Source organism: Pseudomonas sp. MEJ108 (genome assembly GCF_030208985.1).
Taxonomy (GTDB): Bacteria; Pseudomonadota; Gammaproteobacteria; order Pseudomonadales; family Pseudomonadaceae; genus Aquipseudomonas; species Aquipseudomonas fragariae.
Genome location: NZ_JARVSW010000011.1, coordinates 1 through 25,783 on the forward strand (window position 1 = coordinate 1; position 25,783 = coordinate 25,783).

Here is a 25,783-nt window from a genome sequence, read left to right on the forward strand (position 1 = left end):
GGAGCGGTTGCGCTACATGCTGGAGGACAGCGCGCCGGTGGCGGTGCTGGTGCAGGGCGAGACCCGGACGTTGCTGGGCGAGTTGGCAGTGCCGACGTTCGATCTGCAAGATGCCGACTGGGAGGTTGAGGCTGACCACAATCCCGTGGTACCGGCCATCACGCCGCAGCACCTGGCCTATGTGATCTATACCTCGGGTTCCACTGGTAAACCCAAAGGCGTGGCCAACCAGCATGACGGCGTCGTCAACCGGTTGTGGTGGGCGCAGAGCGAATACCGGATTGGAGCCGACGATCGTGTCTTGCAGAAGACGCCCTTCGGCTTCGATGTATCGGTCTGGGAGATCTTCCTGCCTCTGCTGGCCGGGGCACAACTGGTCATGGCCCGCCCCGGCGGGCATCAAGACCCTCACTACCTGATGGAGGTGATCGAGCGCCGAAGCATCAGCATGCTGCACTTTGTTCCTTCCATGCTGCAGGCCTTCGTCAATCAGACGCCAGCAGGCCGGTGTTCGACGCTCAAGCGAGTACTTTGCAGTGGTGAAGCGCTGCCGCATGCTTTGCTATTGCAAGGCCAGGCACATTTCCCGAAAAGCGAGTTGCACAATCTTTACGGCCCCACCGAAGCAGCCATTGACGTTACTGCATGGCATTACGTGGCAGAGCAGGATATCGGTATCGTTCCGATCGGCCGTCCGATAGCAAATACACAGATTTACCTGTTGGATGCGCACGGCCAGCCGGTACCCATCGGGGTCAGCGGCGAGATCCATATCGGCGGTATTGGGGTTGCCCGTGGTTATCTGAATCGGCCGGAATTGACGGCGGAGCGTTTCCTGGAGGATCCGTTCAGTGCCCAGCCGGCGGCGCGGATGTACAGGAGCGGCGATCTGGGGCGCTGGCTGGCAGACGGCAATATCGAGTACCTGGGGCGTAACGACGATCAGGTCAAGCTCCGGGGCTACCGTATCGAACTGGGCGAGATCGAGTCGCAGCTTGCGGGTTGCCCCGGGATCAGGGAGGCGGTGGTACTGGCGCGCGAGCACTGTCCCGGAGACAAACGCCTGGTGGCGTATTTGACGGCGCAGGAAGGCGCCGTGTTGTCGGCGGCACAGTTGCGCGAGCAACTGTCGCAAGGGCTGGCGGAGTACATGATCCCGAGTGCCTTTGTAACGCTGGCGCGTTTCCCGCTAACGCCGAACGGCAAGCTGGATCGACGGGCATTGCCAGCACCGGAGGATGACGCTTTTGCCAGTCGTGGTTACGAGGCGCCGGTAGGTGAAATCGAACATGCGCTGGCGGAGATCTGGCAGGCATTGCTGGGGCTGGAGCGGGTGGGTCGCCATGACCACTTCTTCGAACTGGGCGGGCATTCGCTGCTGGCGGTGCAACTGGTTTCGTGCCTGCGTCAGCGCTTCGAGGTCGAAGTGGCGTTAGGCGATCTGTTCATGCACCCGACAATCTGTGAACTTGCCGCGTCTTGCCATAGCGGTTTGAAAAAGGCCCTGCATCCGAATCTAACCACCCTTCGCAAAGAGGGAGCTCAACATCCTTTGTTCCTCATTCATGAAGGCTCAGGGGATATCGGCTATGCCCAACAGTTGGCAAAGCAAATTCCCTCTGACATTCCGGTGTATGGATTTTCGGCGAGCGGACTGCAAAGTGGAGAGGAACACCTCACCACTATCGAGGCAATGGCCTCACGCTACATTGAGGGTATCCGCCATATACAGCCACAGGGGCCGTATCGCGTGGCCGGCTGGTCTGCCGGGGGAACGATCGCCTATGAAATTGCCCATCAACTGACAGGGGCCGGTGCTACGGTAGAATTCCTCGGGCTTGTCGACACCACCAGCGACTATCGGCATTTGTTTGATGCGCAGGAGGGTGGGTACGCTCATCTCGATGAGAGGCCGGATTTCGACGAGATCGAGGCCTTGTTGAGACTTCTGCCGCCGGATGTACGTCAGGGGCCTGTCAGACACTTGGCTGCTGCTCGGGATTTCGAGGCCTTGTTGGCTTATACGCAAGTTCAAGGTCTGCTTCCTGAAGGTATAGAGAGTGATCTTGCAAAAAGATACCTGGCACTGATCCGCAGTATCGGTCTGGCGCTCTACCGTTACAGGCCGCCCGCGCTACCGGTGCGTGTCACTTTATTCTCAGCAATGGGAGAAAACCGTAGTGATATCAGCATTGGTTGGGAGGCGCTGATGCCCAAGGAGCAGTTGCAAGTCATCTCTATCATGGGAACTCATCACTCCATGGTGAAAGAGCCCGACATTCGCGAGCTGGGGCGGGCGATCCTTGAGGCAGTTACCAATAAGGGGAGAGCCAGCCAAACCAGATTGCCTTTGGAAACCGTTTAGTGTCGTTTGACCTTCCCTCTGCCATCACCCGTCGTCCTGGTCTTTGCCGTCTGGGATGATGGCCGAGAGGAAGGTCAGGCAAGGCAAAAACAGGCGAGGCCCGGCCGGAGTCGCGTTCGACCGGAATTAACCGAGTCAAACCTCACGTTTCTGCCGAAACAAAAATAAAAAAGGCTGCCAGTTGGCAGCCCTTTTCTCAGAACCCGTTTCATTTTTGATGAGATGGGTTCAGCTTTTATTGCAACTCCGCGGGATGCAAATCAGTCCCAGCTCAACGCCCCACCTGTCTGATACTCAATAACCCGAGTCTCAAAGAAATTCTTCTCTTTCTTCAAGTCCATGATCTCGCTCATCCAGGGGAACGGGTTGGTCGTCCCTGGATACTCTTCCTTCAAGCCAATCTGGCTAAGGCGACGGTTAGCGATGAATTTCAGGTAGTCTTCCATCATCGCAGCGTTCATGCCGAGTACGCCGCGGGGCATGGTGTCGCGGGCGTATTCGATTTCCAGCTGGGTGCCTTGCAGGATCATCTGCGTGGCTTCTTCTTTCATCTCGGCATCCCACAGGTGCGGGTTTTCGATTTTGATCTGGTTGATCACGTCGATGCCGAAGTTCAGGTGCATGGACTCGTCGCGCAGGATGTACTGGAACTGCTCGGCAACGCCGGTCATCTTGTTGCGGCGGCCCATGGAGAGGATCTGGGTGAAGCCGCAATAGAAGAAGATGCCTTCCAGAACGCAGTAGTAGGCGATCAGGTTGCGCAGCAGCTCTTTATCGGTTTCGACGGTGCCGGTTTCGAACTTCGGATCGGAGATCGAACGGGTGTACTTCAGGCCCCAGGCTGCTTTTTTAGCGACCGACGGGATCTCGTGGTACATGTTGAAGATCTCGCCTTCATCCATGGCCAGCGATTCGATGCAGTACTGGTAGGCGTGGGTGTGGATCGCCTCTTCGAAGGCCTGGCGCAGGATGTACTGGCGGCACTCCGGGTTGGTGATCAGGCGGTACACGGCCAATACCAGGTTGTTGGCAACCAGCGAGTCGGCAGTGGAGAAGAAGCCCAGGTTGCGCATGACGATGCGGCGCTCGTCGTCGGTCAGGCCTTCCGGGTTTTTCCAGAGGGCGATGTCGGCGGTCATGTTGACTTCTTGCGGCATCCAGTGGTTTGCGCAACCGTCCAGGTACTTCTGCCAGGCCCAGTCGTACTTGAAAGGCACGAGCTGGTTGAGGTCGGCGCGGCAGTTGATCATCATTTTTTCGTCAACGGCGACGCGGGCGCTGGCGCCTTCGAGTTCGGCCAGGCCTTCAGCGACGTCCAGTGCGTTCAGCGCTTTCTTGGCGCGGATCAGGGCAGCGGAGTCGGCGGCGGTCACGGCGCGCGCTTCCTGGGCTGCAAGGCCACCGGCGCTGTCGAGGCGGTCCATGTTGGCTTCGTTGGCATGACCGGCGTTGGTCGCTTTGGCGACTACTTCGCCGTCTTCCTTATCGAATTCGTCCCAGCTCAGCATGGTGTACTTCTCCTGCTTGAGGGTCAGTCGGGTGGACTGGCCTGTTGGATCTAGAGGGTGTGTTGCTTGCTTTTCAGGTGTGGCGCGCAAGGAACATGAATTTTTGGCTTTCGGGGCCTTTGGGTGAGAAGGAGGGTGGCAAGGGGATGTGTATCCTTGCCGGCCTCTTCGCGGACAAGTCCGCTCCTACAGGTACAGCGTCAGGCTTGTTGGCCTCTCGCTCCCACAGGGTTGTGTTTCTCCTGTGGGGGCGAGGCGGGTTGCCTTACTGGCAAGCCTCACAATCCGGCTCGTCAATCGCGCAAGCCTTTGGCACTGGGGCCGGGCCGGCAGGTGCTGCTTCGGTTGGGCGCGGGGCGGTGATCGCCGAGTCGTCCGGGCCGTGGCCGCCGCTCGATACTGCGTTGAGCTTGCCGGTGTTGACAGTGGATTTCTCGGTGCTGGTCGCGGCCAGGGCACGGAGGTAGTAGGTGGTTTTCAGACCACGGTACCAGGCCATGCGGTAGGTCACGTCGAGCTTCTTGCCCGAGGCGCCGGCGATGTACAGGTTCAGCGACTGAGCCTGGTCGATCCACTTCTGACGACGGCTTGCTGCATCGACGATCCACTTGGTGTCCACTTCGAAGGCAGTCGCGTAAAGCTCCTTGAGCTCCTGCGGGATGCGCTCGATCTGCTGTACCGAACCGTCGTAGTACTTCAGGTCGTTGATCATGACCGAATCCCACAGGTCGCGGGCCTTGAGGTCGCGAACCAGGTACGGGTTGATCACGGTGAATTCGCCGGACAGGTTCGATTTCACGTAGAGGTTCTGATAGGTCGGTTCGATCGACTGCGACACGCCGGTGATGTTGGCGATGGTGGCGGTCGGTGCGATGGCCATGATGTTCGAGTTACGGATACCTTTCTGCACGCGGGCACGTACCGGCGCCCAGTCCAGGGTTTCCTTCAGGTCGACGCTGATGTACTTCTCGCCACGCTGCTCGATCAGGATCTGTTGCGAATCCAGCGGCAGGATGCCCTTGGACCACAGCGAACCCTGGAACGTCTCGTAGGCACCGCGCTCGTCGGCCAGGTCGCAGGACGCCTGGATCGCGTAGTAGCTGACCGCTTCCATGGAGGTGTCGGCGAACTGCACGGCAGCATCGGAACCGTACGGGATATGTTGCAGGTACAGCGCGTCCTGGAAGCCCATGATGCCCAGGCCGACCGGACGGTGGCGCAGGTTGGAGTTCTTGGCCTGCGGTACCGAGTAGTAGTTGATGTCGATCACGTTATCGAGCATGCGCACGGCTACATCGATGGTGCGCTTGAGCTTGTCGGTGTCCAGCTTGCCGTCGACGATGTGGTTCGGCAGGTTGATCGAGCCCAGGTTGCAGACCGCGATCTCGTCCTTGTTGGTGTTCAGGGTGATCTCGGTGCACAGGTTCGAGCTGTGAACCACGCCCACGTGCTGCTGCGGGCTGCGCAGGTTGCACGGGTCCTTGAAGGTCAGCCAGGGGTGGCCGGTTTCGAACAGCATCGAGAGCATCTTGCGCCACAGATCCTTGGCCTGGATGGTCTTGAACAGTTTGATCTTGCCTGGGTATTCGGTCAGCGCTTCGTAGTGCTCGTAACGCTCCTGGAAGGCCTTGCCGGTCAGGTCGTGCAGGTCCGGTACTTCGGAGGGCGAGAACAGGGTCCACGGGCCGTCATCGAAGACACGCTTCATGAACAGGTCAGGGATCCAGTTGGCGGTGTTCATGTCGTGGGTACGACGACGGTCATCACCGGTGTTCTTGCGCAGCTCGATGAACTCTTCAATGTCCATGTGCCAGGTTTCCAGGTAGGCACAGACAGCGCCTTTGCGCTTGCCGCCCTGGTTGACCGCAACGGCGGTGTCGTTGACCACTTTCAGGAACGGTACGACGCCCTGCGACTTGCCGTTGGTGCCCTTGATGTACGAGCCCAGCGCACGAACCGGTGTCCAGTCGTTGCCCAGGCCGCCGGCGAATTTGGACAGCATGGCGTTGTCGTGGATCGCGTGGTAGATGCCCGACAGGTCATCCGGCACGGTGGTCAGGTAGCAGCTGGACAGCTGTGGACGCAGGGTACCGGCGTTGAACAGGGTCGGGGTCGACGACATGTAGTCGAACGACGACAGCAGGTTGTAGAACTCGATGGCGCGGTCTTCACGGGCTTTCTCTTCGATTGCCAGGCCCATGGCCACACGCATGAAGAAGATCTGCGGCAGTTCGAAACGCACGCCATCCTTGTGGATGAAGTAACGGTCGTACAGGGTTTGCAGGCCCAGGTAGGTGAACTGCTGGTCGCGCTCGTGGTTGATCGCCTTGCCGAGTTTTTCGAGGTCGAATTCGGCCAGCACAGGGTTGAGCAGTTCGAACTTGATACCGGCGGTGACGTAGGCAGGCAGCGCCTTGGCGTACAGGTCGGCCATTTCGTGGTGGGTGGCGCTGTCGGCGACACCGAGGAAACCCAGGCCTTCGGCGCGCAGGGTGTCCATCAGCAGGCGGGCGGTGACGAACGAGTAGTTCGGCTCGCGCTCGACCAGGGTACGGGCGGTCATCACCAGTGCGGTGTTGACGTCTTTCAGCGCCACGCCGTCGTACAGGTTTTTCAGGGTTTCGGTCTGGATCAGGTCGGCGTCGACTTCAGCCAGGCCTTCGCACGCTTCGGTAACGATGGTGTTCAGACGACCCATGTCCAGCGGCGCAAAGCTGCCGTCGGCGCGGGTGATGCGGATCGACGGGTGAGCCTGGACCTGCTCCTCGGGTGTACGAACGGCACGCTCTTTGGCGCGCGAGTCACGGTAGATGACGTAGTCGCGAACTACTTTCTGCTCGCCGGCACGCATCAGCGCCAGTTCGACCTGATCCTGGATTTCTTCGATGTGGATGGTGCCGCCCGAAGGCATGCGACGCTTGAACGTGGCGCTGACCTGTTCGGTCAGGCGCGCAACGGTGTCATGGATGCGCGACGAGGCAGCAGCATTGCCGCCTTCAACTGCAAGAAACGCCTTGGTGATGGCAACGGTGATCTTGTCGTCGGTGTAAGGAACGACAGTACCGTTACGCTTGATCACGCGCAGTTGACCGGGGGCAGTGGCAGACAGATCCTGCTGGGTCTGGCTTGGCTGCGGCGCGCCGGTCGGCGAGTTCTCGCGAGTTGTGTCTGTTTGCATGTGTGACTCCACGTTCTTTAAGTTTGTTCGGGCATTGCTGCCCACCATTTCGTTTAGAGCAGTCAGTCGCAAAAGGCGACCAAAGGGCTCCAAAACGAAGGTGAAAGCGGGGTCTGTCGCCGCTTCCAGGTTTTGAAGCCAAAAAGGACCGGGCTATGCCCGATCCTTCGAAAATCTGATCAAGAGTGCGTGTTCGATGTTGCAAAACGTGTACGGGATAGCTCTGGCTCACACACGAGGGTCTTGGTGCCTAAACTGGCTTGAAGTTCAACCCCTCAGACGCAACAAAAATGCTTGAATTTCCCATTTGAGTTGTGCTGGCGTTTTTATTCAAAACCCCACATGTAGGGTGTGTCTGGTCGCCGGGCTACAAGATAATGCGTTTTGGACATGAATTGCAACGCACCGCTTGTGGATAAAGTGTGTGTAGTTTGTGTATGAATCGCACACCATGCGTGTAGGCCGCATAACTACTGGATCGTGACCGTTTGTCACCGATTTCTGTAGGCACCGGCGATGCACTGCTGATTTTTGAGGGCGCGAACCCTATCACAAAAAAACGCAGCTGCAAGGCCGTTCTGGCATGTCATGTGCTATGCCGCCTGCGGTGTCGTGTGATCCGCGCAAGGGTTGCTACACTCGCCTGCGACGCGATGCCGCAACCCCTGCGTTGCAAAAACAAAAAGCGGTCGATAACGACAAGGAAAGATGGCTGTGGAACCACACACCTGGCACGTATTGATCGTCGAGGATGACCAGCGACTGGCCGAACTGACCAGCGATTACCTGCAGAACCACGGCCTGCGCGTGAGCATCGAAGGCGACGGCGCGCTGGCGGCAGCGCGGATCATCGCCGAGCAGCCGGATCTGGTGATTCTCGACCTGATGCTGCCCGGCGAGGACGGTTTCAGCATCTGCCGCAGTGTGCGTGACCGCTACGACGGGCCGATTCTGATGCTCACCGCGCGCACTGACGACACCGACCATATAGAAGGACTCGACACCGGCGCCGACGATTTCGTCTGCAAACCGGTGCATCCGCGCGTGCTGTTGGCGCGTATCAAAGCCCTGCTGCGCCGCAGTGAAGCGCCGCAGGTGCCGGCTGCCGAGCTGCGCCGTCTGGTGTTCGGGCCGTTGGTGGTGGACAACGCACTGCGTGAGGCCTGGCTTCGCGAGCAGAGCATCGAGCTGACCGGTGCCGAGTTCGACCTGCTGTGGCTGCTGGTGGCCAACGCCGGGCGCACGCTGTCCCGCGAAGAGATTTTCACCGCGCTGCGCGGTGTGGGGTACGACGGGCAGGATCGCTCCATCGATGTGCGTATCTCGCGTATCCGCCCGAAGATCGGCGACGATCCCATTCATCCGCGTCTGATCAAGACCGTGCGCAGCAAGGGCTATCTGTTTGTGCCCGAAGCGGCGCAGGACATGAGCGGCCACGTGTTCAGCGGCTGACCTGATGAATTCGATCTTTCTGCGCATCTACGGTGGCGTGCTGGGCGTGTTGGTGCTGGTCGCGCTGCTCGGCGTGCTGGCCCTGCATGTGCTCAACCAGTCGCGCGGCGAGCAGTACCGCGAGCGCCTGGCCCATGGCACCTTTACGATCATGGCCGACAATCTGCTGCCCCTCGATGGCATCGAACGGCGCCGCGCCCTGGCAGTCTGGGAGCGACTGCTGGGCATTCCCCTGAGTCTGCAAACCCTTGAACAGGCTCACCTCGACAGCAGCGCACTGGGGCAACTGGCGCGCGGCAAGGTAGTGGTCGAACAGATCGGGCCGCACGCTGCCAGGGTTTATCGTCAGTTGAGCGACAAGGAGCCACTGTTGCTGACCGGCGAAGTGCAGCAGATCACCGAACAACTGGCGAGAGCCACTATTTACCTGCTGATCGATGAACTGGTGCGCTTTCCGGTCGACGAGCAACCGGCGCGCCTGCAGGCCCTGCGTAGCGACAAGGGGTTCGGTTTCGACCTGCACCTGCTGGCGCTGGATCAGGCTGATCTGGACGATGACCAGCGCCGCCGCGTCTATGAGGGCGATACGGTCATGGCGCTGGGCAAGGGCGGCGATTCGATCCGCGTGCTGGCCGGGATCGTCGACACCAACTGGGTGCTGGAAATCGGCCCGCTGTACCAGATGAACCCCTATCCACTGCATTGGCTGCTGCTGATCGCCTTGATGGGCCTGTGTCTGATCGGTCTGGTGGTGTACTTGCTGGTGCGGCGTCTGGAGCGACGGGTGCTGGAGCTGGAAGCGGCGGCCACGCAGATTGCCCAAGGCAGCCTGCACAGCCGCGTGCCGACCGAAGGCTCCGACTCGGTGGGGCGTGTGGCGGCGGCGTTCAACAGCATGGCCGAACACCTGCAGCGCTCATTGATGATCCAGCGTGAACTGGTGCGCGCGGTGTCTCACGAACTGCGCACGCCGGTGGCGCGTCTGCGTTTCGGTCTGGAGATGGTCAGCGACGCCGCCACCCCCGAGGCGCGGCGCAAATACATGCGTGGCATGGACAGCGATATTCAGGACCTCGACAAACTGGTCGATGAGATGCTCACCTACGCGCGCCTTGAGCAGGGCGCGCCGACCCTGAATTTCCAGCGTGTCGATCTGGATGCGCTGATCGATCAGGTGATCGCCGAACTGGCGCCATTGCGTGCCGATGTGCGGGTTTCGCGGGGCGAATGCCTGAGGGCCGAAGAGGGCGAGGCTGCCTGGGTCGAGGGTGAGCCACGCTACCTGCATCGCGCCGTGCAGAACCTGGTGAGCAACGCGCTGCGCCATGCCGACAACGAGGTGCGTATCAGCTATCGGCTGGAAGCGCAGCAGTGCCGTATCGACGTGGACGACGATGGTCCTGGCGTGCCGGAGCAGGCCTGGGAACAGATTTTCACGCCGTTCATGCGCATCGATGACAGCCGCACCCGTGCCTCGGGCGGGCATGGGCTGGGTCTGTCGATCGTGCGGCGGATCATCCATTGGCATGAAGGCCGCGCGCTGATCGGACACAGCGTCAGCCTGGGCGGAGCATGCTTCAGCCTGTCCTGGCCGCGCACGCAGGTGCCGCGTTGAGCTTGCCTTTGTTTGCCGGGCCATTTGCGCGGTTCGGGCGGACCTTGCTGACGGCGGATGATCCGCGTCCGGTGATGACGTTGCCTGATCTGCTGCGCCCCGAGCGTCTTGATCAGATACTGCTGACTGTTTACGGGCCGCAACTGATGCCCGATCAATTGCCGGTACTGGTGTCGCAGTGGGCCAAGTTTTACTTCATGCAACTGATTCCGCCGGTGCTGGTGGCCAGCCTGGTGCATGACTGGCATTGGCCGTTACAGCTGGAGCAAGTGGCGTTGGCGCTGGATGAGCGTGGGGTGCCGAGCGGCATCAGGCTGGCAGGGGAGGGAAGCGTCTGGCGGGGTATTGCGGTTGATCCGTTTCAGCGCTTTGCCGGATTGCTCGATGACAATCTGCAGCCCTTCATTACTTCTCTGAGCGCTTATGGCGGACTGTCGGCTGCTGTGTTGTGGAGCAGCGCCGGGGATTATCTGGAAGGCTGCCTTGCGCAGCTGGCTACCTGCAGTGATGCGTCGCTGGCTGCGGGGCTGGCGCTGTTAAGCGAGAAGAAAAGGCCGGACGGGCGCACCAATCCTCTGTTTCAGACCGTGCGTTATGTGCCGCAGGCGCGAGGTGGTGAACCACGCAGGCAACGGCGTGTGTGCTGTTTGAGTCATCGGGTCGAGTGGGTTGGGCGTTGCGAGCATTGTCCGCTGCCCGGCTGATCAGCCTTCGACGGCGACCAGGCTCAACAGGTGATCGTCCTGCACACTGAACTGACCGTCCAGCTCCTTGCCCGCATGCCACTCGCTGGACAGGTCGATCAGCAGTTGTAGCCGGGCGTGGCCATCGGCGGACCATTCCAGCAGTTGTGCGTCTTCGAAATAGAAACGCTTGTGCACGATGGGGTAGAGCGCCTTGAACAGCGCTTCCTTGATCGAAAAAGTCAGGGTCACGCGCAGTGCGATCTGATCTTCCGGACCCGCCGCCATCTCTGCCAGCTCGGCCGCCGTCAGAATTTCCCCGGCCAGCCGCGAGGCGCGGTCATGGCTCAGCAGGTTTTCCGTGTCCAGCCCCAACCCGCGCCACTGCTGCTTGTGCGCAACCACGGCAGCGGCCCAGCCGGTGCTGTGAGTGATCGAACCGCAGACATCCGAGGGCCACACCGGCGCGCGGTCTTCGCCCACGGCAGGAACGTGCAGACGGCCATCGAGCTGAAGCATGGCTTCGCGTGCGCAGAGACGACCGGCGAGAAATTCAGTCTGACGCTTGGCCACCGAGCGCTGAATGCTCGCCGGCATTTGCAGCTCACAACGCTGAAAGTCGCCGTCTGCCAGCTTGAGCGGATCAAAATGTCCACTCACCAGTACTGCTCCCGGCAAGGCTTGTGGCAGCGGCCAATGCCGGAGCAGTTCCGGGCAGCAGGCGGGGAGGTGGGATAGTTCAGTCATGGGCGGCATTTTGCCGGGGGAACGGGTTGGAGGGAAGGGCACTAGCAGTAACTATCGTGCGGCGCTCCGCGTCGCAGGCCTTTCTGGACGCTCTGCGTCCTCTCGGCGACGCAGAGCGTCGAGACCTGCATTCCCACGCTGGAGCGTGCGGAACGATCATCTCAACTATCGTGCGTCGCTCCGCGTCGCATGCCTTTCCGGACGCTCTGCGTCCTCTTGGCGATTCAGAGCAAAAAAACTGGTCACACTTTCATTATTTCCACGTACTCGGTCGGAAGGTACCTTTCGCGCCTCTGATGATTCAAGGATGAACACATGGGTCGAAGCAGATACACCATCACCGAACCTGAAAAGCCTCACTTCCTGACCTGCACAGTGGTGGAGTGGTTACCGCTTTTTACCCGGCCTGTTCTGGTAGACATTCTGTTCAATGCCTGGCGCTATCAACAGGCTCATCAGGGACTGCAGCTATTCGGGTATGTCGTACTGGAAAACCATTTGCACTTCGTGGCCCAAGCGCCCGCTCTGGACAAGTGTGTGAGTAGTTTCAAGTCTTTTACGGCTCGACAGATAATCGCAGCACTTGAGAACGCCAATGCCGACAGCACATTGGAGCGTCTGCGGTTCGTCAAGCGCCTGCACAAGAGTGACAGGGTTTATCAGGTCTGGCAGGAAGGAGCCCATGCCGAGCTTGTGTGGAATGAAAAGGTGATGCGGCAGAAGCTCGATTACATTCACCATAACCCGGTAAAGAGAGGTTATGTGGATGTCGGTGAGCACTGGAGATACTCCAGCGCCCGCGATTATGAGGGGCAGCGCGGTTTGATCGATATTCAGCGCTGGTATTAACGCATTGTTGCGACGCAGAGCGTCGAGACCTGCATTCCCAGGCTGGAGCGTGAGGAACGATGATCGTAACTATCGTGCGGCGCTCTGCGTCGCATGCCTTTCTGGACGCTCTGCGTCCTCTTTTGCGACGCAGAGCGTCGAGACCTGCATTCCCACGCTGGAGCGTGAGGAACGATGATCGCAACTATCGTGCGGCGCTCCGCGTCGCAGGCCTTTCTGGACGCTCTGCGTCCTCTCGGCGACGCAGAGCGTCGAGACCTGCATTCCCACGCTGGAGCGTGAGGAACGATGATCCCGACTATCGTGCCGACGCTCCGTGTAGAAGGAACATCTGACAGTCAACCAAATATCTTCTTGAAGAACTCTTTCATGTCCGCCCAGGAGCTCTCATCGGCGGATTTGCTGTAGCCGATGTCCGGGCCGCCGTGTTCGCCGTGGCTCAGGCGGTCGGCGTCGGGGTTGGTGAAGCCGTGTTTGGCGCCGTCGATGCTGACGAACTTGTAGTCGGCCTTGGCGTCGTCCATTTCCTTCTTGAAGGCGGTGACGTTTTCAGGGGTGACCATGCTGTCCTTGGCGCCGTGTTCGACCAGCATTGGCACCTTGATGCCCGGTTTAGCCGGGGTGTTGGTGACCAGTGCGCCGTGGAAGCTCACCACGCCCAGCAGCGGTTCACCGCGGCGTGCCGCATCGAGCACGATCTTGCCGCCGAAGCAGTAACCGATCGCTGCGATCTTTTTCGGATCGGTCTGTGGCTGCTTCTTCAATTGCTCCAGCCCGGCGTCAAAGCGCTTGTCGGCGGCATCGCTGTCCTTCAGCGCGGCCTGCATGAAGGCCATCGCGTCCTTCGGGTGCTCAGTATTCTTGCCTTCGCCGTACATGTCGATGGCCATCGCGCTGTAACCCAGTGCAGCCAGATCGCGGGCGCGGCGCTTGGCGTAGTCGTTCAGGCCCCACCATTCGTGGACCACCAGGACGCCAGGGCGCGGGCCTTTTACCGCGTCGTCGTACGCGTAATAGCCCACCAGCTTGGTGCCGTCGGCACTTTTATAATCGATCTGCTCGGTCTTGATCGCCGCCTGGGCGAGGCCGGTCAGGCCCATCATGATCATTGCAATCCACACACGCATGGTCAGCTCCTTGTTGATGTTTGAGTTGGCAAATAACCATAGCCGATTCTGCTGCACAGGGTGTGGATGACTGTTCAGCGTCGGTTCATGCAGTGTTCAGTCGGGGTTCAGCCCGGCGCGATTACTGTTGGCCCATACCTTGACAGCGTCCCCGAGCGCAAAAGGAGTCGATATGTTGAATCTCAACAAGTTTTTCCTGGCCCTTGCTTTTCTGGGTGGCAGTGCTGCGGTGCAGGCGGGTGATGGTCGGCTTGACGTGGCCCGTATCGAGTTCAGCAAGACCAGCGAAAGGCTTGACGATACCAACAGCTGGGGGCACGCGCTCGGGGAGCAGGCGCATTCCAACGTCTCGGTGGGGGCGCTTTATTCGCCACCGGTTTACGGCAGTCTGACGGGCACTCACAATGGTGCGCCTGTCAGCCGCGAAATCCTGCTGGGCAGCTATGATGTGACACAACATGTGCCCGTCAGCGCCCGCCTGTTGAGTACTGATGCGACGATGTCGTTTCATTCTTTGTCTTGAGGCTGCTATTGTGCCTGGGAGAGCTGCATGAAGTTGTTGGTAGTTGAGGATGAAGCGCTGCTGCGCCACCACCTGCGAACCCGTCTGACCGAAGCCGGGCATGTGGTGGAAGCGGTGGCCAACGCTGAAGAAGCGTTGTATCAGGTCGCGCAATTCAATCACGACCTGGCGGTGATCGACCTGGGCTTGCCGGGCATCGGCGGCCTGGACTTGATTCGCCAGTTGCGCACACTGGGCAAGGCGTTTCCGATCCTGATCCTGACCGCGCGCGGCAATTGGCAGGACAAGGTCGAAGGCTTGGCGGCCGGGGCTGACGACTACGTAGTCAAGCCCTTCCAGTTCGAAGAACTGGAGGCACGGCTGAACGCTTTGTTACGGCGTTCCAGCGGCTTCATTCAGTCAACCATCACCGCTGGCCCGCTGTTGCTGGACCTCAATCGCAAGCACGCGGCACTGGCCGAGCAGCCGTTGGCGCTGACGGCCTACGAATACCGCATTCTTGAGTACCTGATGCTCCATCACCAGCAAGTGGTGCCCAAGGAGCGCCTGATGGAGCAGCTGTACCCTGATGACGACGAGCGCGACCCGAACGTGATCGAAGTGCTGGTCGGTCGTCTGCGTCGCAAACTGGACAGCAGCGTGGCCTTCAAACCTATCGAAACCGTGCGCGGCATGGGCTATCTGTTCAATGAGCGCTGTACGTGATTCGTTCGCTTCGCCTGCGCCTGATGCTGGGCGCCGCCACGCTGGCGGTGATCTTCATGCTGCTGATGCTGCCTGCTCTGCAGGGAGCGTTCAGCCTGGCGCTGCGCGGAGCGATCGAGCAACGCCTGGCTTCCGATGTCACCACCATGATTTCGGCCGCGCGCGTCGAAGATGGTCATCTGTTGATGCCGTCTGTACTGCCGGGCGAACAATTCAATCTGCCCGGTAGCCGTCTGCTGGGTTACATCTATAACCGCCAGGGGCAGATGGTCTGGCGCTCGTTGTCGACCGAAGGCGAGAACATCGACTACCGCCCGCAATACGACGGGCAGGGCAGCGAGTTCACCAAGATCAAGGAAATCAATGGCGATGAGTATTTCGTCTATGACGTCGAGATCCGGCTGCTCGGCGGGCGCAATGCCGCATTCAGTATCGTTGCCGTGCAGCCGTTGCGCGGCTATCAGGAAACCATCGACGGCCTGCGCCGCAAGCTTTATCTGGGCTTTGGCGCAGCACTGGCGGTGCTGCTCGGGTTGCTGTGGATGGGCCTGACCTGGGGGCTGCGGGCCTTGCGCGGCTTGAGCCAGGAACTGGATCAGGTGGAAGCCGGCGTGCGCGACAGCCTCAGCGAAGAACACCCCAGCGAACTGCTGCGCCTGACCGACTCGCTCAACCGCCTGTTGCGCAGCGAGCGCGAGCAGCGGATTCGTTACCGCGACTCTCTGGACGACCTGGCGCATAGCCTGAAAACCCCGCTGGCGGTCTTGCAGGGCGTAAGCGAGAACATCGCCAAGCGCCCCGAGGATGTCGAGCAGGCGTGGGTGCTGCAATCGCAGATCGAACGCATGAGCCAGCAGATCGGCTATCAACTGCAGCGGGCCAGCCTGCGCAAAAGCGGTCTGGTAAGGCATCACGTGATGTTGCGGCCCGTGGTCGAAAGCCTGTGCAACACGCTGGACAAGGTGTATCGCGATAAACAGGTCAAGGCCACGCTGGACCTGCCCGAGCACTGCCAGGTGCATATGGAAGAGGGCGCGTTGCTGGAAATGCTCGGCAACCTGCTGGAAAACGCTTATCGGCTGTGTCTGAGCGAAGTGCGCGTCAGCTTCACGCGTTCAACGACCGGCGATGAACTGTGCGTCGAAGACGATGGCCCCGGCGTCCCGCAGAGCCAGCGTGCCCGCATTCTCGAACGCGGCGAACGGCTGGACCGCCAGAACCCCGGGCAAGGCATCGGCCTGGCGGTGGTCAAGGACATCATCGAGAGCTACGGCGCGCAACTGACGCTGGGCGATTCCCCACTGGGCGGCGCGGCGTTCAGGATTCATTTTCTGGCGCAGTGACGATCGTGTTCACCCGGACACCTATCCTTCCTCACGCTCCAGCGTGGGAATGCCGTTCGTGACGCTCTGCGTCACACCTCTGCGCGTCACCGAGCGCTCCCGTCACTGCCGAAAGAAGGCGGATACCCGCCACTGTGTGCTCATTTTTCCCACCATACGGCGGAAAACCGCCACCTCTCCTGTTGAATCCCGACTACCGTTACCAGTGTGCGCCTTGTAATGCGGGGGTTTGATATCAAAATGACTCCATGGCACGCGTATTGCTATCTACATGGCAGAGACCTGCCTTGCGCAGCTCGACAAAACAAATCCCTCCAGTGCAGGAGGGTTAGCGCTTTATAGGCTCGCGTGCATCAGGTGAAGATGCTCGACGACGCCCTTGAGGAAAACTGCAATGACGACTCGTCAGCCCATCTACAAATCCCTCTATTTTCAGGTAATCGTTGCGATTGTCATCGGTATCCTGATCGGTCATTTCTACCCGGACACCGGCAAGGCGTTAAAACCGCTGGGTGACGGGTTCATCAAACTGATCAAGATGGTTATTGCCCCGATCATCTTCTGTACCGTCGTCAGTGGTATCGCTGGCATGCAGAGCATGAAGTCGGTCGGCAAGACCGGCGGTTATGCGCTGCTGTATTTCGAGATCGTTTCGACCATCGCCCTGCTGATCGGTCTGATCGTGGTCAACGTGGTTCAGCCGGGTGCCGGCATGAATATCGACGTCAGCACGCTCGACGCTTCGAAGATCGCTGCCTACGTCACTGCCGGTCAGGACCAGAGCATCGTCGGCTTCATCCTCAACGTGATTCCGAACACCATCGTCGGCGCGTTTGCCAACGGCGATATCCTGCAAGTCCTGATGTTCTCGGTGATCTTCGGCTTCGCGCTGCATCGCCTGGGTGCCTACGGCAAGCCGGTTCTGGACTTCATCGATCGCTTCGCCCACGTGATGTTCAACATCATCAACATGATCATGAAACTGGCCCCGCTGGGTGCGTTCGGTGCCATGGCCTTCACCATCGGTGCCTACGGCGTGAGCTCGCTGGTGCAACTGGGTCAGTTGATGATCTGCTTCTACATCACTTGCGCACTGTTCGTCGTGTTTGTACTGGGCGCGATCGCCCGCGCTCACGGCTTCAGCATCTTCAAGCTGATTCGCTACATCCGTGAAGAGCTGCTGATCGTACTGGGTACTTCTTCTTCGGAATCGGCCCTGCCGCGCATGCTGATCAAGATGGAGCGCCTGGGTGCCAAGAAGTCTGTGGTCGGTCTGGTTATCCCGACGGGCTACTCGTTCAACCTGGACGGTACGTCGATCTACCTGACCATGGCCGCCGTGTTCATCGCTCAGGCGACCAACACGCACATGGACATCACGCATCAGATCACCCTGCTGCTGGTACTGCTGCTGTCGTCCAAAGGTGCTGCCGGCGTAACCGGTAGCGGCTTTATCGTACTGGCTGCGACCCTGTCGGCCGTAGGCCATCTGCCGGTAGCCGGTCTGGCGCTGATTCTGGGTATCGACCGCTTCATGTCCGAAGCCCGCGCCCTGACCAACCTGGTCGGTAACGCTGTTGCCACCGTTGTGGTTGCCAAGTGGGTCGGCGAGCTGGACACCGACAAGCTGCAGTCTGAGCTGGCTTCCGGTGGCTCTGCCATTCTGGAAACCCGCCCTGAAGACGACCTCGGCGTTGCCGAAGGCCCGACTCCAGGCGCTGCAGTGAACACCACCAAAACCGTCTGATACCCTTCAGGCCATAAAAAACCCATCTTCGGATGGGTTTTTTTATGCCTGCTGTTTATCGGAGGACTATTCCGTGCGCGTCTCGCCGCTGAACACCAGCGTCTCGCGGCAGCGGCGGCACAGGTAGCGCCGTCCTTTGCGAACCATGCCATGACGCTGCGCGGTGAACGGGAAGTCGCTGTCGGGGCACGGGCAGCGGTAGATGTAACGGATCACACTGCGCCGCTTGACCGCGTAGGTGTGGCAGCGATTGGGCGGCAGTTCATAGACGCCGCGCATGATCAATTGCCATTCTTCGCCATGTGGCTGGATGCTGCCACCGAACAGCTGATGGGCGATCAGGTGCGCGACTTCGTGGGGCACGGTCTGGCGCAGGAAGTCTTCGGCGTTTTCCTTGTAAAGCTGCGGGTTGAAGCGCAGGAGATTTTCATGCAGGTGAGCGACACCGGCCTTCTGACCGCGCAACTGGAAACTGACCACCGGGCGTTTGAAGGTGCGCTTGAAGAAGGCTTCGGCTTGTTGGTAACAGGTTTCGACGCGTGAATTGAGTTGGTCGGGCATGCTTTAGGGTTCTCCAGTGCGCCAAGTATGCCGCAATGTGGCTAAGCTCTGAACACGCCAGCCGCCCGGTGGTCATTTTTGCTCCAGTCTGTTCGCCTGTCTGAACAGCACGATCGCAGCATATTTAACGAATGGTCGGTTACGGGTAAAATGCCCGGCTTTTCTCAAGCTATCGTCAGCGGATATTTCCATACATGGGCACCCTTTCAGTCAATCAGAACAAACTGCAGAAACGTCTGCGTCGGCTGGCCGGCGAAGCGGTTGCCGACTTCAATATGATCGAAGAGGGTGACAAGGTCATGGTTTGCCTGTCCGGCGGCAAGGACAGTTACACCATGCTCGACGTGCTGATGCACCTGCAGAAGGTCGCGCCGATCAAGTTCGACATCGTGGCGGTCAACATGGACCAGAAGCAGCCCGGCTTCCCTGAACACGTGCTGCCTGCCTATCTGAAAGAACTGGGTATCGAGTACCACATCGTCGAGAAAGACACGTATTCAGTGGTCAAGGAATTGATCCCGGAAGGCAAGACCACCTGCTCCCTGTGTTCACGGCTGCGTCGCGGCACGCTGTACACCTTCGCTGACGAGATCGGCGCCACCAAGATGGCGCTCGGGCACCACCGTGACGACATCGTCGAGACATTCTTTCTCAACATGTTCTTCAATGGCTCGCTCAAGGCCATGCCGCCCAAGCTGCGTGCCGATGACGGCCGCAACGTGGTGATTCGTCCGTTGGCGTACTGCCACGAGAAGGACATCCAGGCCTACTCGGACCTCAAGCAGTTTCCGATCATCCCGTGCAACCTCTGCGGCTCGCAGGAAAACCTTCAGCGTCAGGTGGTCAAGGAGATGCTGCAGGACTGGGAGCGCAAGACACCGGGCCGCACGGAGAGCATCTTCCGCGCCCTGCAGAACGTGCAGCCCTCGCAGCTGGCCGATCGCAACCTGTTCGACTTCACCAATCTGCGCATCGACGAAACCGCAGCATCACGGTTCGTCAATGTGGTGAATATCTGACAATGCTCAGTGGTTGACGGTGAACGCCAGCATGGCTGACAGCTGGCACATCGGCCGACCGCTTTCTGCGTGCCACTGGTTGAAGACGTCCTGCACGATCGCCTGATCGCGTTTGCTGCTCGGCACACGGTCGACGATATCCTGCGCGTTCAGGGCGGCAACCACATCCCAGGTCGGAATGAAGGTGTCCTTGCCGATCATGCGCAGAAAGCGCGGCGCTGACAGGCCGCCCATCTGGTTGCCGTGTTTGGCGATGTACTGCCACAGGCCGGTGATGTTATCGACCGGCCATTCGGCGATGAACGTGCCGAAACTGCCATGCTCCTGCTCGATGTCCAGAATCAGCTGCGCGTTGCGCGGCACGCTCTTGAGCTTGCCCAGGTGGCGAATGATGCGCGCGTCCTGCATCAGTCGCTCCAGATGATCGGCGCCCATCAGCACGACTTTCTCCGGGTCGAAGCGAAAGAACACTTCCTCGAACGCTGGCCATTTGGCGTCTACCAGGCTGTGTTTCAGGCCTGCGCGGAAAACCCGCAGGGCCATGGTCGACAGGTAGCGGTCGGCGCTGATGGCTTGCAGTTGTCTGGGTGTCTTGGGGGAGGGCAGATGAGCTTCCAGAGCTTTGGCGGAGCCGAATCGATTCAGGCAATACTCGTTCAGCCATTTGTAGTCGTGCATCGGTTCTCCAAAGAAATTCAACAGGCAGGACAAGGGGTCAGACCGACCCTTGCCCTGCAAGTTTACGATTTAACTGAAAGCCCCCGGCGTTCTGCCGGTTCAACTGCGCGGCGCGTCCAGTTGCACCGCGGTCTTGGCCAGACGCTGGCCCAGCGCGCGGCACAGGTCGGTTTCATGACGGTCCAGCGCGCGCTTGCCGTCGGCACCTGCGTGATGGCTGGGACCGTAGGGCGTGCCACCCCCGGTGGTTTCCAGCAGCGCCGATTCGCTATAGGGCAGGCCCATGATCAGCATGCCGTGGTGCAGCAGGGGCAGCAGCATCGACATCAGCGTGGTTTCCTGACCGCCGTGCAGGCTGGCAGTGGAGGTAAAGACGCCAGCCGGTTTGCCGACCAGTGCGCCGGTCAGCCACAGGTTGCTGGTGCCGTCGAGGAAGTATTTCAGCGGCGCGGCCATGTTGCCGAAGCGCGTCGGGCTGCCCAGTGCCAGGCCGGAGCAGTTTTTCAGGTCGTCGAGGGTCGCGTACAGCGCGCCGCTTTCCGGAATCTCGGGGGCGGTCGCTTCGCAGTCGGCGGAAACGGCGGGCACGGTGCGCAACCGCGCTTCCATGCCGCCCAGTTCGATGCCGCGGGCAACCTGCCGGGCCATTTCGCTGGTGGAGCCGTTGCGGCTGTAATAAAGGACCAGAATGTAGGGTGTGCTCACGGCAGCAGCTCCAGAATGTTCTCGGGTGGGCGGCCAATGACAGCCTTGTCGCCAGCGACCAGAATCGGTCGTTCGATGAGTTTGGGGTGAGCGGCCATGGCGGCGATCAGCTGCTCGTCGCTCAGGCTCGGGTCGGCCAGATTGAGTTGCTTGTAATCGTCCTCGCCGGTACGCAGCAGTTGCCGGGCACCGATGCCCAGCTTGCCGAGCAGGTCGCGCACACGGTCGGCGTCGGGCGGGGTTTCCAGGTACAGGACGATGTCCGGCGTCAGGCCGCGGGCCTGAAGCAGTTCCAGCGCGCCGCGGGACTTGCTGCAGCGCGGGTTGTGATACAGCGTCAGATCGGTCATTTGCTCGTCGCATCTTGTGTGGGGTGGCGTATTCTAACCAGCGATGGCACTGTCCGACATATCGAATGGTCAATAGTCGTGGCGTGGGTATAAGTAATTGCAGGTTGAACGGGGCGAGGAAACAAGCAAATGGCAAGGCGATTAACAGCAGCGGTGATACTTTTCGGCAGCTTGCTGCTCAGCGGATGTGGCGTGGACCTGGGCAATGATCAGAATGGCCAGAAGGTCGCCAGCGAACGCATCAAGGGGCACTGGCTGGTAGTCAACTACTGGGCCGAATGGTGTGGCCCCTGCCGTACAGAGGTTCCGGAGTTCAATGCATTGTCCGAACAGCTCAAGGACCAGAAAGTCACCGTGCTGGGGGTCAACTTCGACAACCTGCAGGGCGACGAACTGAAAAACGCTGCCAATGCACTGGGCATCAAATTCACCGTGCTCGCTCAGGACCCAGCCGAGCAATACAGCCTGCCGCCCTCCGAGGCGCTGCCGGTGACCTACATCATCGACGACAAGGGCAAAATGCGCGAACAACTGCTCGGCGAACAATCAGCCGCGACCGTGATCCAGAAGCTCAAGACACTGCGCGGCGAGGGCTGATCGGATCGATTTTCGACGCTTGGCGTAGCAACGAGGACGCGGAGCGTCCAGAACGGCATGCGACGCGGAGCGTCGCACGATAGTGATCGTTCCCTGCGCTCCAGCGTGGGAATGCAGTTCTAGACGCTCTGCGTCGCAAGTTACGCTGAGCTTCGGCACGATAGTTACAATCAGCTATCTTCCAGCCAGAAACGCAACGGCTTGCCCTGCGTTGGCCACAGACGCAACTGCTCGATGGGCGAGATATCCCAGCGCTGCACACTGCTCATCGCCTTGATAAAACGCTGCTCCTGCTCCATCAACGCCGGCGCACACATCTTGCGCGTCCTGCCCAGCGGGCCGAAACTGATGCTGTGATCGTTCAGCGTATAGGGCGCAAACCAATGGTTGCAGCCCGCATTGCCATACGCACGACCATCGGCACCCAGCGTCATGGTCAAACGACTGTTATCGATCAGCGGACGCTCGCCGATCCACTCGGTTACATAGCTGTGATCCTGCTGGATCGGCAGCGGGTCAGCAGTACAACCAACCAGCAGCGCGCCGCCGATCAGGCTCAGGAGCGCAAACTGTTTCATGCCGCTTTCTCCTGGCACTTCTTGCAGAAGTGCTTCTCGCCATCGGTTTTCCAGCCCAGCTCCGCGATGCGCGCGGTAGCGGCCGGTTTCTGCGCCTTGACGCCCAGCTTGCTCTCTACCATGAACTCGAAGTTCAGTTCGGCGGCGCAGCTGTCGCAATGCACTTTCCACTGATGGATCGCCAACTCGTCGAATACCGGGCCTTTAGCCACCGCAATCCACTGGCCGGGCGGGTTGATCAGGTGCCGGACTTTCTCGACGGTGAGGCGCATGTGCAGGCTTTTGCTGCCTTTGATGGTCACCAGCAACTGGTCGTTGTCGTGAATCGAGCCGCCGTTGCCGGTGACCTGGTAGCGACCGGGCGCCAGCGTGCGGCATTCGGTCAGTGTGTGCTGGGGGTTGAGCATGCTGTAGCGAAAATCGTGTTCGACCATGGGTCCTCCAAAATTGCGCGCATCCTAACATGCTCCGCCCACGCTGGAGCGTCAGGCACGAAAGGTGTCGCGCCGCACGCTCAAACCATGACCCGCGCCTCGGCTTCCAGGCGAATGATGGCCTTGTCCAGATCGTTAAGGGCCTCTTCGGTGTGCGGGGCGTTCTGCTTGAGCAGGGTTTCGGCGCGTTGGCAGGCACTGCGCAGCTGGGGAACGCCGCAATAACGCGTTGCGCCGTGCAGACGGTGGATGCGTTCGATCAAGGCGTGTACATCCTGGTTGGCACGCGCCACACGAATGGCTTCGCGGTCGGCGTCCAGTGAGGCCAGCAGCATGGCCAGCATGTCGGCGGCGAGATCCGCCTTGCCCGCAGCCAGGCGCAACCCTTCTTCATGATCCAGCACCAGCGGCCCGACGTGCACCTCGAGCGCTTCATTCTGGCGTTCCGGCGCAGGGTTGCGCAGCGCCAGCCCGGTCCACTTGAGCACCACCTGCGCCAGCTGCCGTTCGCTGATCGGCTTGGTCAGGTAGTCGTCCATACCGCTTTGCAGCAGTGAGCGTTTTTCATTGGCCATCGCATGCGCGGTGAGGGCCACGATCGGCAGCGAGCTCTGGTTGCGTTCGGCCTCCCAGGCACGGATCGCCTCGGTAGCCTGCCGACCGTCCATGCCGGGCATCTGCACGTCCATCAACACCAGGTCGAACGCTTCCTGTTGCACGGCATTGACCGCTGCGTAGCCGCCCTCGACAGCGACCACTTCAGCGCCCATGTCTTCGAGCAGGGTCTGTACCAGCAGCAGGTTGGCCGGGTTGTCGTCCACGCACAGCACTCGCGGTGCGCGGCTCGACAGTGGCGGGCCGATGTCGGCACGCACCGCTCGCGGCGCGATCAGCTCGGACAGGGCTTTTTGCAGTTTGCGCGTGCAGGCGGGCTTGGCCTGCAGTTGCGTGTAGACATCGTGGACCGCCAACTGGAACAGCGCGTGCTCGGTGGTCGGGCACAGCACCATGACCTTGCAATTGAGGTTTTCCAGGTCCCAGATGTGCTGGCGCAGCCGTTCCGGAGAGATTTCCAGCGCCGTCACGCCAAGTACCGCCAGATCGATGGCTGCTGGCGTTTCGTGCGCTGCGGTCACGCCGTTGAGCAGGTTTTCCAGATTATTGAACACGATGGTCTGCAGGCCGCAGTCTTCCAGCTGATGCTCCAGCGCCTGACGCGCCAGGTCATGATGTTCAAGCACTGCGGCGCGCAGGCCGCCGAGCGGAATATTGAGTGATTCTTCCTTGTCTTCGCGGGCCTTGGGCAGTTTCAGGCTGATCCAGAATTCCGAACCTTCGCCCGGTGTGCTGTCGACACCGATTTCACCGCCCATCTGTTCGATCAGGCGCTTGGAGATCACCAGACCCAGTCCGGTACCGCCCGGTTGGCGCGAAAGCGAGTTATCGGCCTGGCTGAAGGCCTGGAACAGCGCTCGCACATCCTGGCTGGACAGACCGATCCCGGTGTCCTGCACGCTGATGCGCAGTTGCGCGTGCTCTTCGGTTTCATCTTCGAGCATGGCGCGCGCGACGATCGTGCCTTCGCGGGTGAACTTGATCGCGTTGCTGACCAGATTGGTCAGGATCTGCCGCAGACGCAGCGGGTCGCCGGACAGCGCCAGTGGCGTATCGCGGTACACCAGACTGACCAGTTCCAGCTGCTTGGCGTGCGCCGCCGGGGCGAGGATGGTCAGGGTGTCCTGCAACAGGTCGCGCAGGTTGAACGGGATATTGTCGAGCACCAGCTTGCCGGCCTCGATCTTCGAGAAGTCGAGAATCTCGTTGATGATGCTCAACAGGTTGTCGGCGGACTTCTCGATGGTGCCCAGGTAGTCGAACTGGCGCGGCGTCAGCTCGCTTTTCTGCAGCAAATGGGTGAAGCCCAGAATGCCATTGAGCGGCGTGCGAATTTCATGGCTCATGTTGGCCAGGAATTCCGACTTGATCCGACTTGCTTCCAGCGCTTCCTTGCGTGCCAGGTCGAGTTCGATGTTCTGGATTTCGATGGTCTCCAGATTCTGCCGGACATCCTCGGTCGCCTGATCGATGCTCAGTTGCAGTTCTTCCTGCGCGTTCTGCAGCGTCGCCGCCATGCGGTTGATGCCCGACGCCAGTTCGTCCAGCTCGCGGCTGCCCAGCGGTGGCAGACGGGTTTCCAGATTGCCGTCCTTGAGTTGCGACACGGCCTGCTTGATCTGGCTCATCGGCCCGTTGATGGTGCGGCTCATGCGTACCGCGAGGGTTGCGGTGAACGCCAGCCCGGTGAGGATCAGCAGCAGGCTGGCAAACAGGCTTCGGTAGCCGCGCAGCAGCGTACCGTTATGGGATATTTCAAGCTCGACCCAGCCCAGCAGGGTGTCGGCTTCGGCAGGAATGATCGGGCTGGTCAGGTGGCGTTGACTGCCGAATACCGGCAGCAGGTAGCGCGTGGCGTCGGTGCCGGTCGAGCTGAGCAACTGCGACCCGCTGCCAATCGGCGACGGGCTGATCATGGTCGGCCCGGCGTGGGCCAGTACCGTGCGATCGGTGTCGAGAAACGACACGGCGCGCACGTCGGTCTGTTCCAGCGTCTGGGTGGCGATGCGACTGAGCAGCACTTTGTCCTTGCGCCCCAGTGCGTTGGCGGCAAGGGGCGCCAGATCCTGGGCGATCATTTCGCCGCGTTGCAGCAGCTGGCTTTGCAGTTCGCTCAACTGCATCCAGGTGAAATAGCCACCGAGCATCGCCGCCATCAGGCTGGCAGGCAAAATAGTCAGTAGCAGCACACGGCCTTTTATACCCAGCTTGGTCAGCACGCTCTTCCTCCGGCAACACGTATCAGTCCGTCGATATCAGGCATCGGCTGCCTTGCTGTATCGGCACAAGGGGGAGAGTTTAGCCATTTACCGTCGGCATGGGCACCTAACTCTCTATGCAGGGCGGGGTGGCAGCGGAAAAATCGGTGGTTATTCTTTTTGGGAATAAGCAGCGCACTTTGCGT

General features: G+C 60.3%; 22 protein-coding genes. 11 read left to right on the top strand and 11 right to left on the bottom strand.

What is annotated here, in order from left to right; genetic code table 11:
• On the top strand, nt 1-2,365 hold a 2,365-nt coding region (locus QRN50_RS05590; RefSeq protein ID WP_285427513.1), incomplete at its 5' end, for a non-ribosomal peptide synthetase.
• A 260-nt stretch (nt 2,366-2,625) separates the two neighbouring features.
• Here the strand turns inward: QRN50_RS05590 and QRN50_RS05595 are convergent.
• Entirely contained in the window at nt 2,626-3,873 is a 1,248-nt protein-coding gene (locus QRN50_RS05595; protein ID WP_096127020.1) for a ribonucleotide-diphosphate reductase subunit beta, read from the bottom strand.
• 265 nt (nt 3,874-4,138) lie between these two features.
• Nucleotides 4,139-7,051, bottom strand: coding sequence for a ribonucleoside-diphosphate reductase subunit alpha (locus QRN50_RS05600; RefSeq protein ID WP_096127019.1), 2,913 nt, complete (start codon nt 7,049-7,051; stop codon nt 4,139-4,141).
• 708 nt (nt 7,052-7,759) lie between these two features.
• Here QRN50_RS05600 and QRN50_RS05605 point away from each other — a divergent pair.
• The 3 genes from QRN50_RS05605 to fhuF are packed head-to-tail and all read left to right on the top strand — an operon-like array spanning nt 7,760 to nt 10,822.
• Nucleotides 7,760-8,503 carry a response regulator gene (locus QRN50_RS05605; RefSeq protein WP_003407760.1) on the top strand — a complete coding sequence of 248 codons (744 nt, stop codon included), beginning with the start codon at nt 7,760-7,762 and terminating at the stop codon, nt 8,501-8,503.
• A gap of 4 nt (nt 8,504-8,507) precedes the next feature.
• Nucleotides 8,508-10,118, top strand: coding sequence for an ATP-binding protein (locus QRN50_RS05610; RefSeq protein ID WP_003407758.1), 1,611 nt, complete (start codon nt 8,508-8,510; stop codon nt 10,116-10,118).
• Nucleotides 10,076-10,822: a siderophore-iron reductase FhuF gene (gene fhuF / locus QRN50_RS05615; protein ID WP_003407757.1), complete on the top strand. Its 747-nt coding sequence runs from the start codon at nt 10,076-10,078 to the stop codon at nt 10,820-10,822. Before QRN50_RS05610 ends, fhuF begins: the two co-directional genes overlap by 43 nt.
• Here fhuF and QRN50_RS05620 read toward each other — a convergent pair whose 3' ends face one another.
• A complete protein-coding gene (locus QRN50_RS05620) occupies nt 10,823-11,548 on the bottom strand; it encodes a 4'-phosphopantetheinyl transferase family protein (protein ID WP_204903284.1) in 726 nt (241 codons plus the stop codon). It abuts the gene before it with no gap.
• Nucleotides 11,549-11,863: 315 nt separating this feature from the next.
• On the opposite strand from QRN50_RS05620, the gene QRN50_RS05625 reads away from it, so the two are divergent.
• Nucleotides 11,864-12,397, top strand: coding sequence for an REP-associated tyrosine transposase (locus QRN50_RS05625; RefSeq protein ID WP_011268600.1), 534 nt, complete (start codon nt 11,864-11,866; stop codon nt 12,395-12,397).
• A gap of 338 nt (nt 12,398-12,735) precedes the next feature.
• On the opposite strand, the gene QRN50_RS05630 is transcribed toward QRN50_RS05625, so the two are convergent.
• Entirely contained in the window at nt 12,736-13,524 is a 789-nt protein-coding gene (locus QRN50_RS05630) for a dienelactone hydrolase family protein (protein WP_003407755.1), read from the bottom strand.
• A 172-nt stretch (nt 13,525-13,696) separates the two neighbouring features.
• On the opposite strand from QRN50_RS05630, the gene QRN50_RS05635 reads away from it, so the two are divergent.
• The 4 genes from QRN50_RS05635 to QRN50_RS05650 all read left to right on the top strand — a co-directional run bounded on the left by QRN50_RS05635 (nt 13,697) and on the right by QRN50_RS05650 (nt 17,842).
• Nucleotides 13,697-14,047, top strand: coding sequence for a hypothetical protein (locus QRN50_RS05635; RefSeq protein WP_057457084.1), 351 nt, complete (start codon nt 13,697-13,699; stop codon nt 14,045-14,047).
• A 27-nt stretch (nt 14,048-14,074) separates the two neighbouring features.
• Complete coding sequence (locus QRN50_RS05640) at nt 14,075-14,752, top strand: response regulator (protein WP_003407750.1); 678 nt, start codon at nt 14,075-14,077, stop codon at nt 14,750-14,752.
• Nucleotides 14,749-16,095: an ATP-binding protein gene (locus QRN50_RS05645; RefSeq protein WP_011268599.1), complete on the top strand. Its 1,347-nt coding sequence runs from the start codon at nt 14,749-14,751 to the stop codon at nt 16,093-16,095. The genes QRN50_RS05640 and QRN50_RS05645 overlap by 4 nt, the downstream gene beginning before the upstream one ends.
• A 394-nt stretch (nt 16,096-16,489) precedes the next feature.
• Complete coding sequence (locus tag QRN50_RS05650; RefSeq protein ID WP_003407743.1) at nt 16,490-17,842, top strand: dicarboxylate/amino acid:cation symporter; 1,353 nt, start codon at nt 16,490-16,492, stop codon at nt 17,840-17,842.
• Nucleotides 17,843-17,908: 66 nt separating this feature from the next.
• On the opposite strand, the gene QRN50_RS05655 is transcribed toward QRN50_RS05650, so the two are convergent.
• On the bottom strand, nt 17,909-18,403 hold the full coding sequence (locus QRN50_RS05655) for a SprT family zinc-dependent metalloprotease (RefSeq protein WP_024652777.1): 495 nt from the start codon (nt 18,401-18,403) through the stop codon (nt 17,909-17,911).
• Between the two features lie 194 nt (nt 18,404-18,597).
• Between QRN50_RS05655 and ttcA the strand changes: the two genes are divergently transcribed.
• Nucleotides 18,598-19,422, top strand: a complete 825-nt coding sequence (gene ttcA, locus QRN50_RS05660) for a tRNA 2-thiocytidine(32) synthetase TtcA (protein WP_011268597.1) — start codon at nt 18,598-18,600, stop codon at nt 19,420-19,422.
• Between the two features lie 6 nt (nt 19,423-19,428).
• Here ttcA and QRN50_RS05665 read toward each other — a convergent pair whose 3' ends face one another.
• From QRN50_RS05665 to arsC, 3 genes are all read right to left on the bottom strand, one after another.
• Nucleotides 19,429-20,100 (bottom strand): DNA-3-methyladenine glycosylase I, encoded by a 672-nt coding sequence (locus QRN50_RS05665; RefSeq protein WP_024652778.1) that lies wholly within the window; start codon nt 20,098-20,100, stop codon nt 19,429-19,431.
• Between the two features lie 99 nt (nt 20,101-20,199).
• Entirely contained in the window at nt 20,200-20,805 is a 606-nt protein-coding gene (gene wrbA, locus QRN50_RS05670) for an NAD(P)H:quinone oxidoreductase (RefSeq protein WP_003363251.1), read from the bottom strand.
• Nucleotides 20,802-21,155, bottom strand: a complete 354-nt coding sequence (gene arsC / locus QRN50_RS05675; RefSeq protein ID WP_003314592.1) for an arsenate reductase (glutaredoxin) — start codon at nt 21,153-21,155, stop codon at nt 20,802-20,804. The genes wrbA and arsC overlap by 4 nt, the downstream gene beginning before the upstream one ends.
• A gap of 129 nt (nt 21,156-21,284) precedes the next feature.
• Between arsC and QRN50_RS05680 the strand changes: the two genes are divergently transcribed.
• Nucleotides 21,285-21,752 (top strand): TlpA disulfide reductase family protein, encoded by a 468-nt coding sequence (locus tag QRN50_RS05680; protein WP_011268596.1) that lies wholly within the window; start codon nt 21,285-21,287, stop codon nt 21,750-21,752.
• A 170-nt stretch (nt 21,753-21,922) separates the two neighbouring features.
• On the opposite strand, the gene QRN50_RS05685 is transcribed toward QRN50_RS05680, so the two are convergent.
• From QRN50_RS05685 to QRN50_RS05695, 3 genes are all read right to left on the bottom strand, one after another.
• Nucleotides 21,923-22,330: an META domain-containing protein gene (locus QRN50_RS05685; RefSeq protein ID WP_003407731.1), complete on the bottom strand. Its 408-nt coding sequence runs from the start codon at nt 22,328-22,330 to the stop codon at nt 21,923-21,925.
• On the bottom strand, nt 22,327-22,764 hold the full coding sequence (locus QRN50_RS05690) for a hypothetical protein (RefSeq protein ID WP_003407729.1): 438 nt from the start codon (nt 22,762-22,764) through the stop codon (nt 22,327-22,329). Before QRN50_RS05690 ends, QRN50_RS05685 begins: the two co-directional genes overlap by 4 nt.
• An 80-nt stretch (nt 22,765-22,844) precedes the next feature.
• Nucleotides 22,845-25,598 (bottom strand): response regulator, encoded by a 2,754-nt coding sequence (locus QRN50_RS05695; RefSeq protein ID WP_024652779.1) that lies wholly within the window; start codon nt 25,596-25,598, stop codon nt 22,845-22,847.
• Nucleotides 25,599-25,783: the final 185 nt, after the last annotated feature.

What these genes read in the sequence shown, in the direction of transcription:
- QRN50_RS05595 (WP_096127020.1), bottom strand. Translation starts at nt 3,873, where the DNA reads ATGCTGAGCTGGGACGAATTCGATAAGGAAGACGGCGAAGTAGTCGCC.
- QRN50_RS05600 (WP_096127019.1), bottom strand. Translation starts at nt 7,051, where the DNA reads ATGCAAACAGACACAACTCGCGAGAACTCGCCGACCGGCGCGCCGCAG.
- QRN50_RS05605 (WP_003407760.1), top strand. Translation starts at nt 7,760, where the DNA reads ATGGCTGTGGAACCACACACCTGGCACGTATTGATCGTCGAGGATGAC.
- QRN50_RS05610 (WP_003407758.1), top strand. Translation starts at nt 8,508, where the DNA reads ATGAATTCGATCTTTCTGCGCATCTACGGTGGCGTGCTGGGCGTGTTG.
- fhuF (WP_003407757.1), top strand. Translation starts at nt 10,076, where the DNA reads ATGCTTCAGCCTGTCCTGGCCGCGCACGCAGGTGCCGCGTTGAGCTTG.
- QRN50_RS05620 (WP_204903284.1), bottom strand. Translation starts at nt 11,548, where the DNA reads ATGACTGAACTATCCCACCTCCCCGCCTGCTGCCCGGAACTGCTCCGG.
- QRN50_RS05625 (WP_011268600.1), top strand. Translation starts at nt 11,864, where the DNA reads ATGGGTCGAAGCAGATACACCATCACCGAACCTGAAAAGCCTCACTTC.
- QRN50_RS05630 (WP_003407755.1), bottom strand. Translation starts at nt 13,524, where the DNA reads ATGCGTGTGTGGATTGCAATGATCATGATGGGCCTGACCGGCCTCGCC.
- QRN50_RS05635 (WP_057457084.1), top strand. Translation starts at nt 13,697, where the DNA reads ATGTTGAATCTCAACAAGTTTTTCCTGGCCCTTGCTTTTCTGGGTGGC.
- QRN50_RS05640 (WP_003407750.1), top strand. Translation starts at nt 14,075, where the DNA reads ATGAAGTTGTTGGTAGTTGAGGATGAAGCGCTGCTGCGCCACCACCTG.
- QRN50_RS05650 (WP_003407743.1), top strand. Translation starts at nt 16,490, where the DNA reads ATGACGACTCGTCAGCCCATCTACAAATCCCTCTATTTTCAGGTAATC.
- QRN50_RS05655 (WP_024652777.1), bottom strand. Translation starts at nt 18,403, where the DNA reads ATGCCCGACCAACTCAATTCACGCGTCGAAACCTGTTACCAACAAGCC.
- ttcA (WP_011268597.1), top strand. Translation starts at nt 18,598, where the DNA reads ATGGGCACCCTTTCAGTCAATCAGAACAAACTGCAGAAACGTCTGCGT.
- QRN50_RS05665 (WP_024652778.1), bottom strand. Translation starts at nt 20,100, where the DNA reads ATGCACGACTACAAATGGCTGAACGAGTATTGCCTGAATCGATTCGGC.
- arsC (WP_003314592.1), bottom strand. Translation starts at nt 21,155, where the DNA reads ATGACCGATCTGACGCTGTATCACAACCCGCGCTGCAGCAAGTCCCGC.
- QRN50_RS05680 (WP_011268596.1), top strand. Translation starts at nt 21,285, where the DNA reads ATGGCAAGGCGATTAACAGCAGCGGTGATACTTTTCGGCAGCTTGCTG.
- QRN50_RS05685 (WP_003407731.1), bottom strand. Translation starts at nt 22,330, where the DNA reads ATGAAACAGTTTGCGCTCCTGAGCCTGATCGGCGGCGCGCTGCTGGTT.
- QRN50_RS05690 (WP_003407729.1), bottom strand. Translation starts at nt 22,764, where the DNA reads ATGGTCGAACACGATTTTCGCTACAGCATGCTCAACCCCCAGCACACA.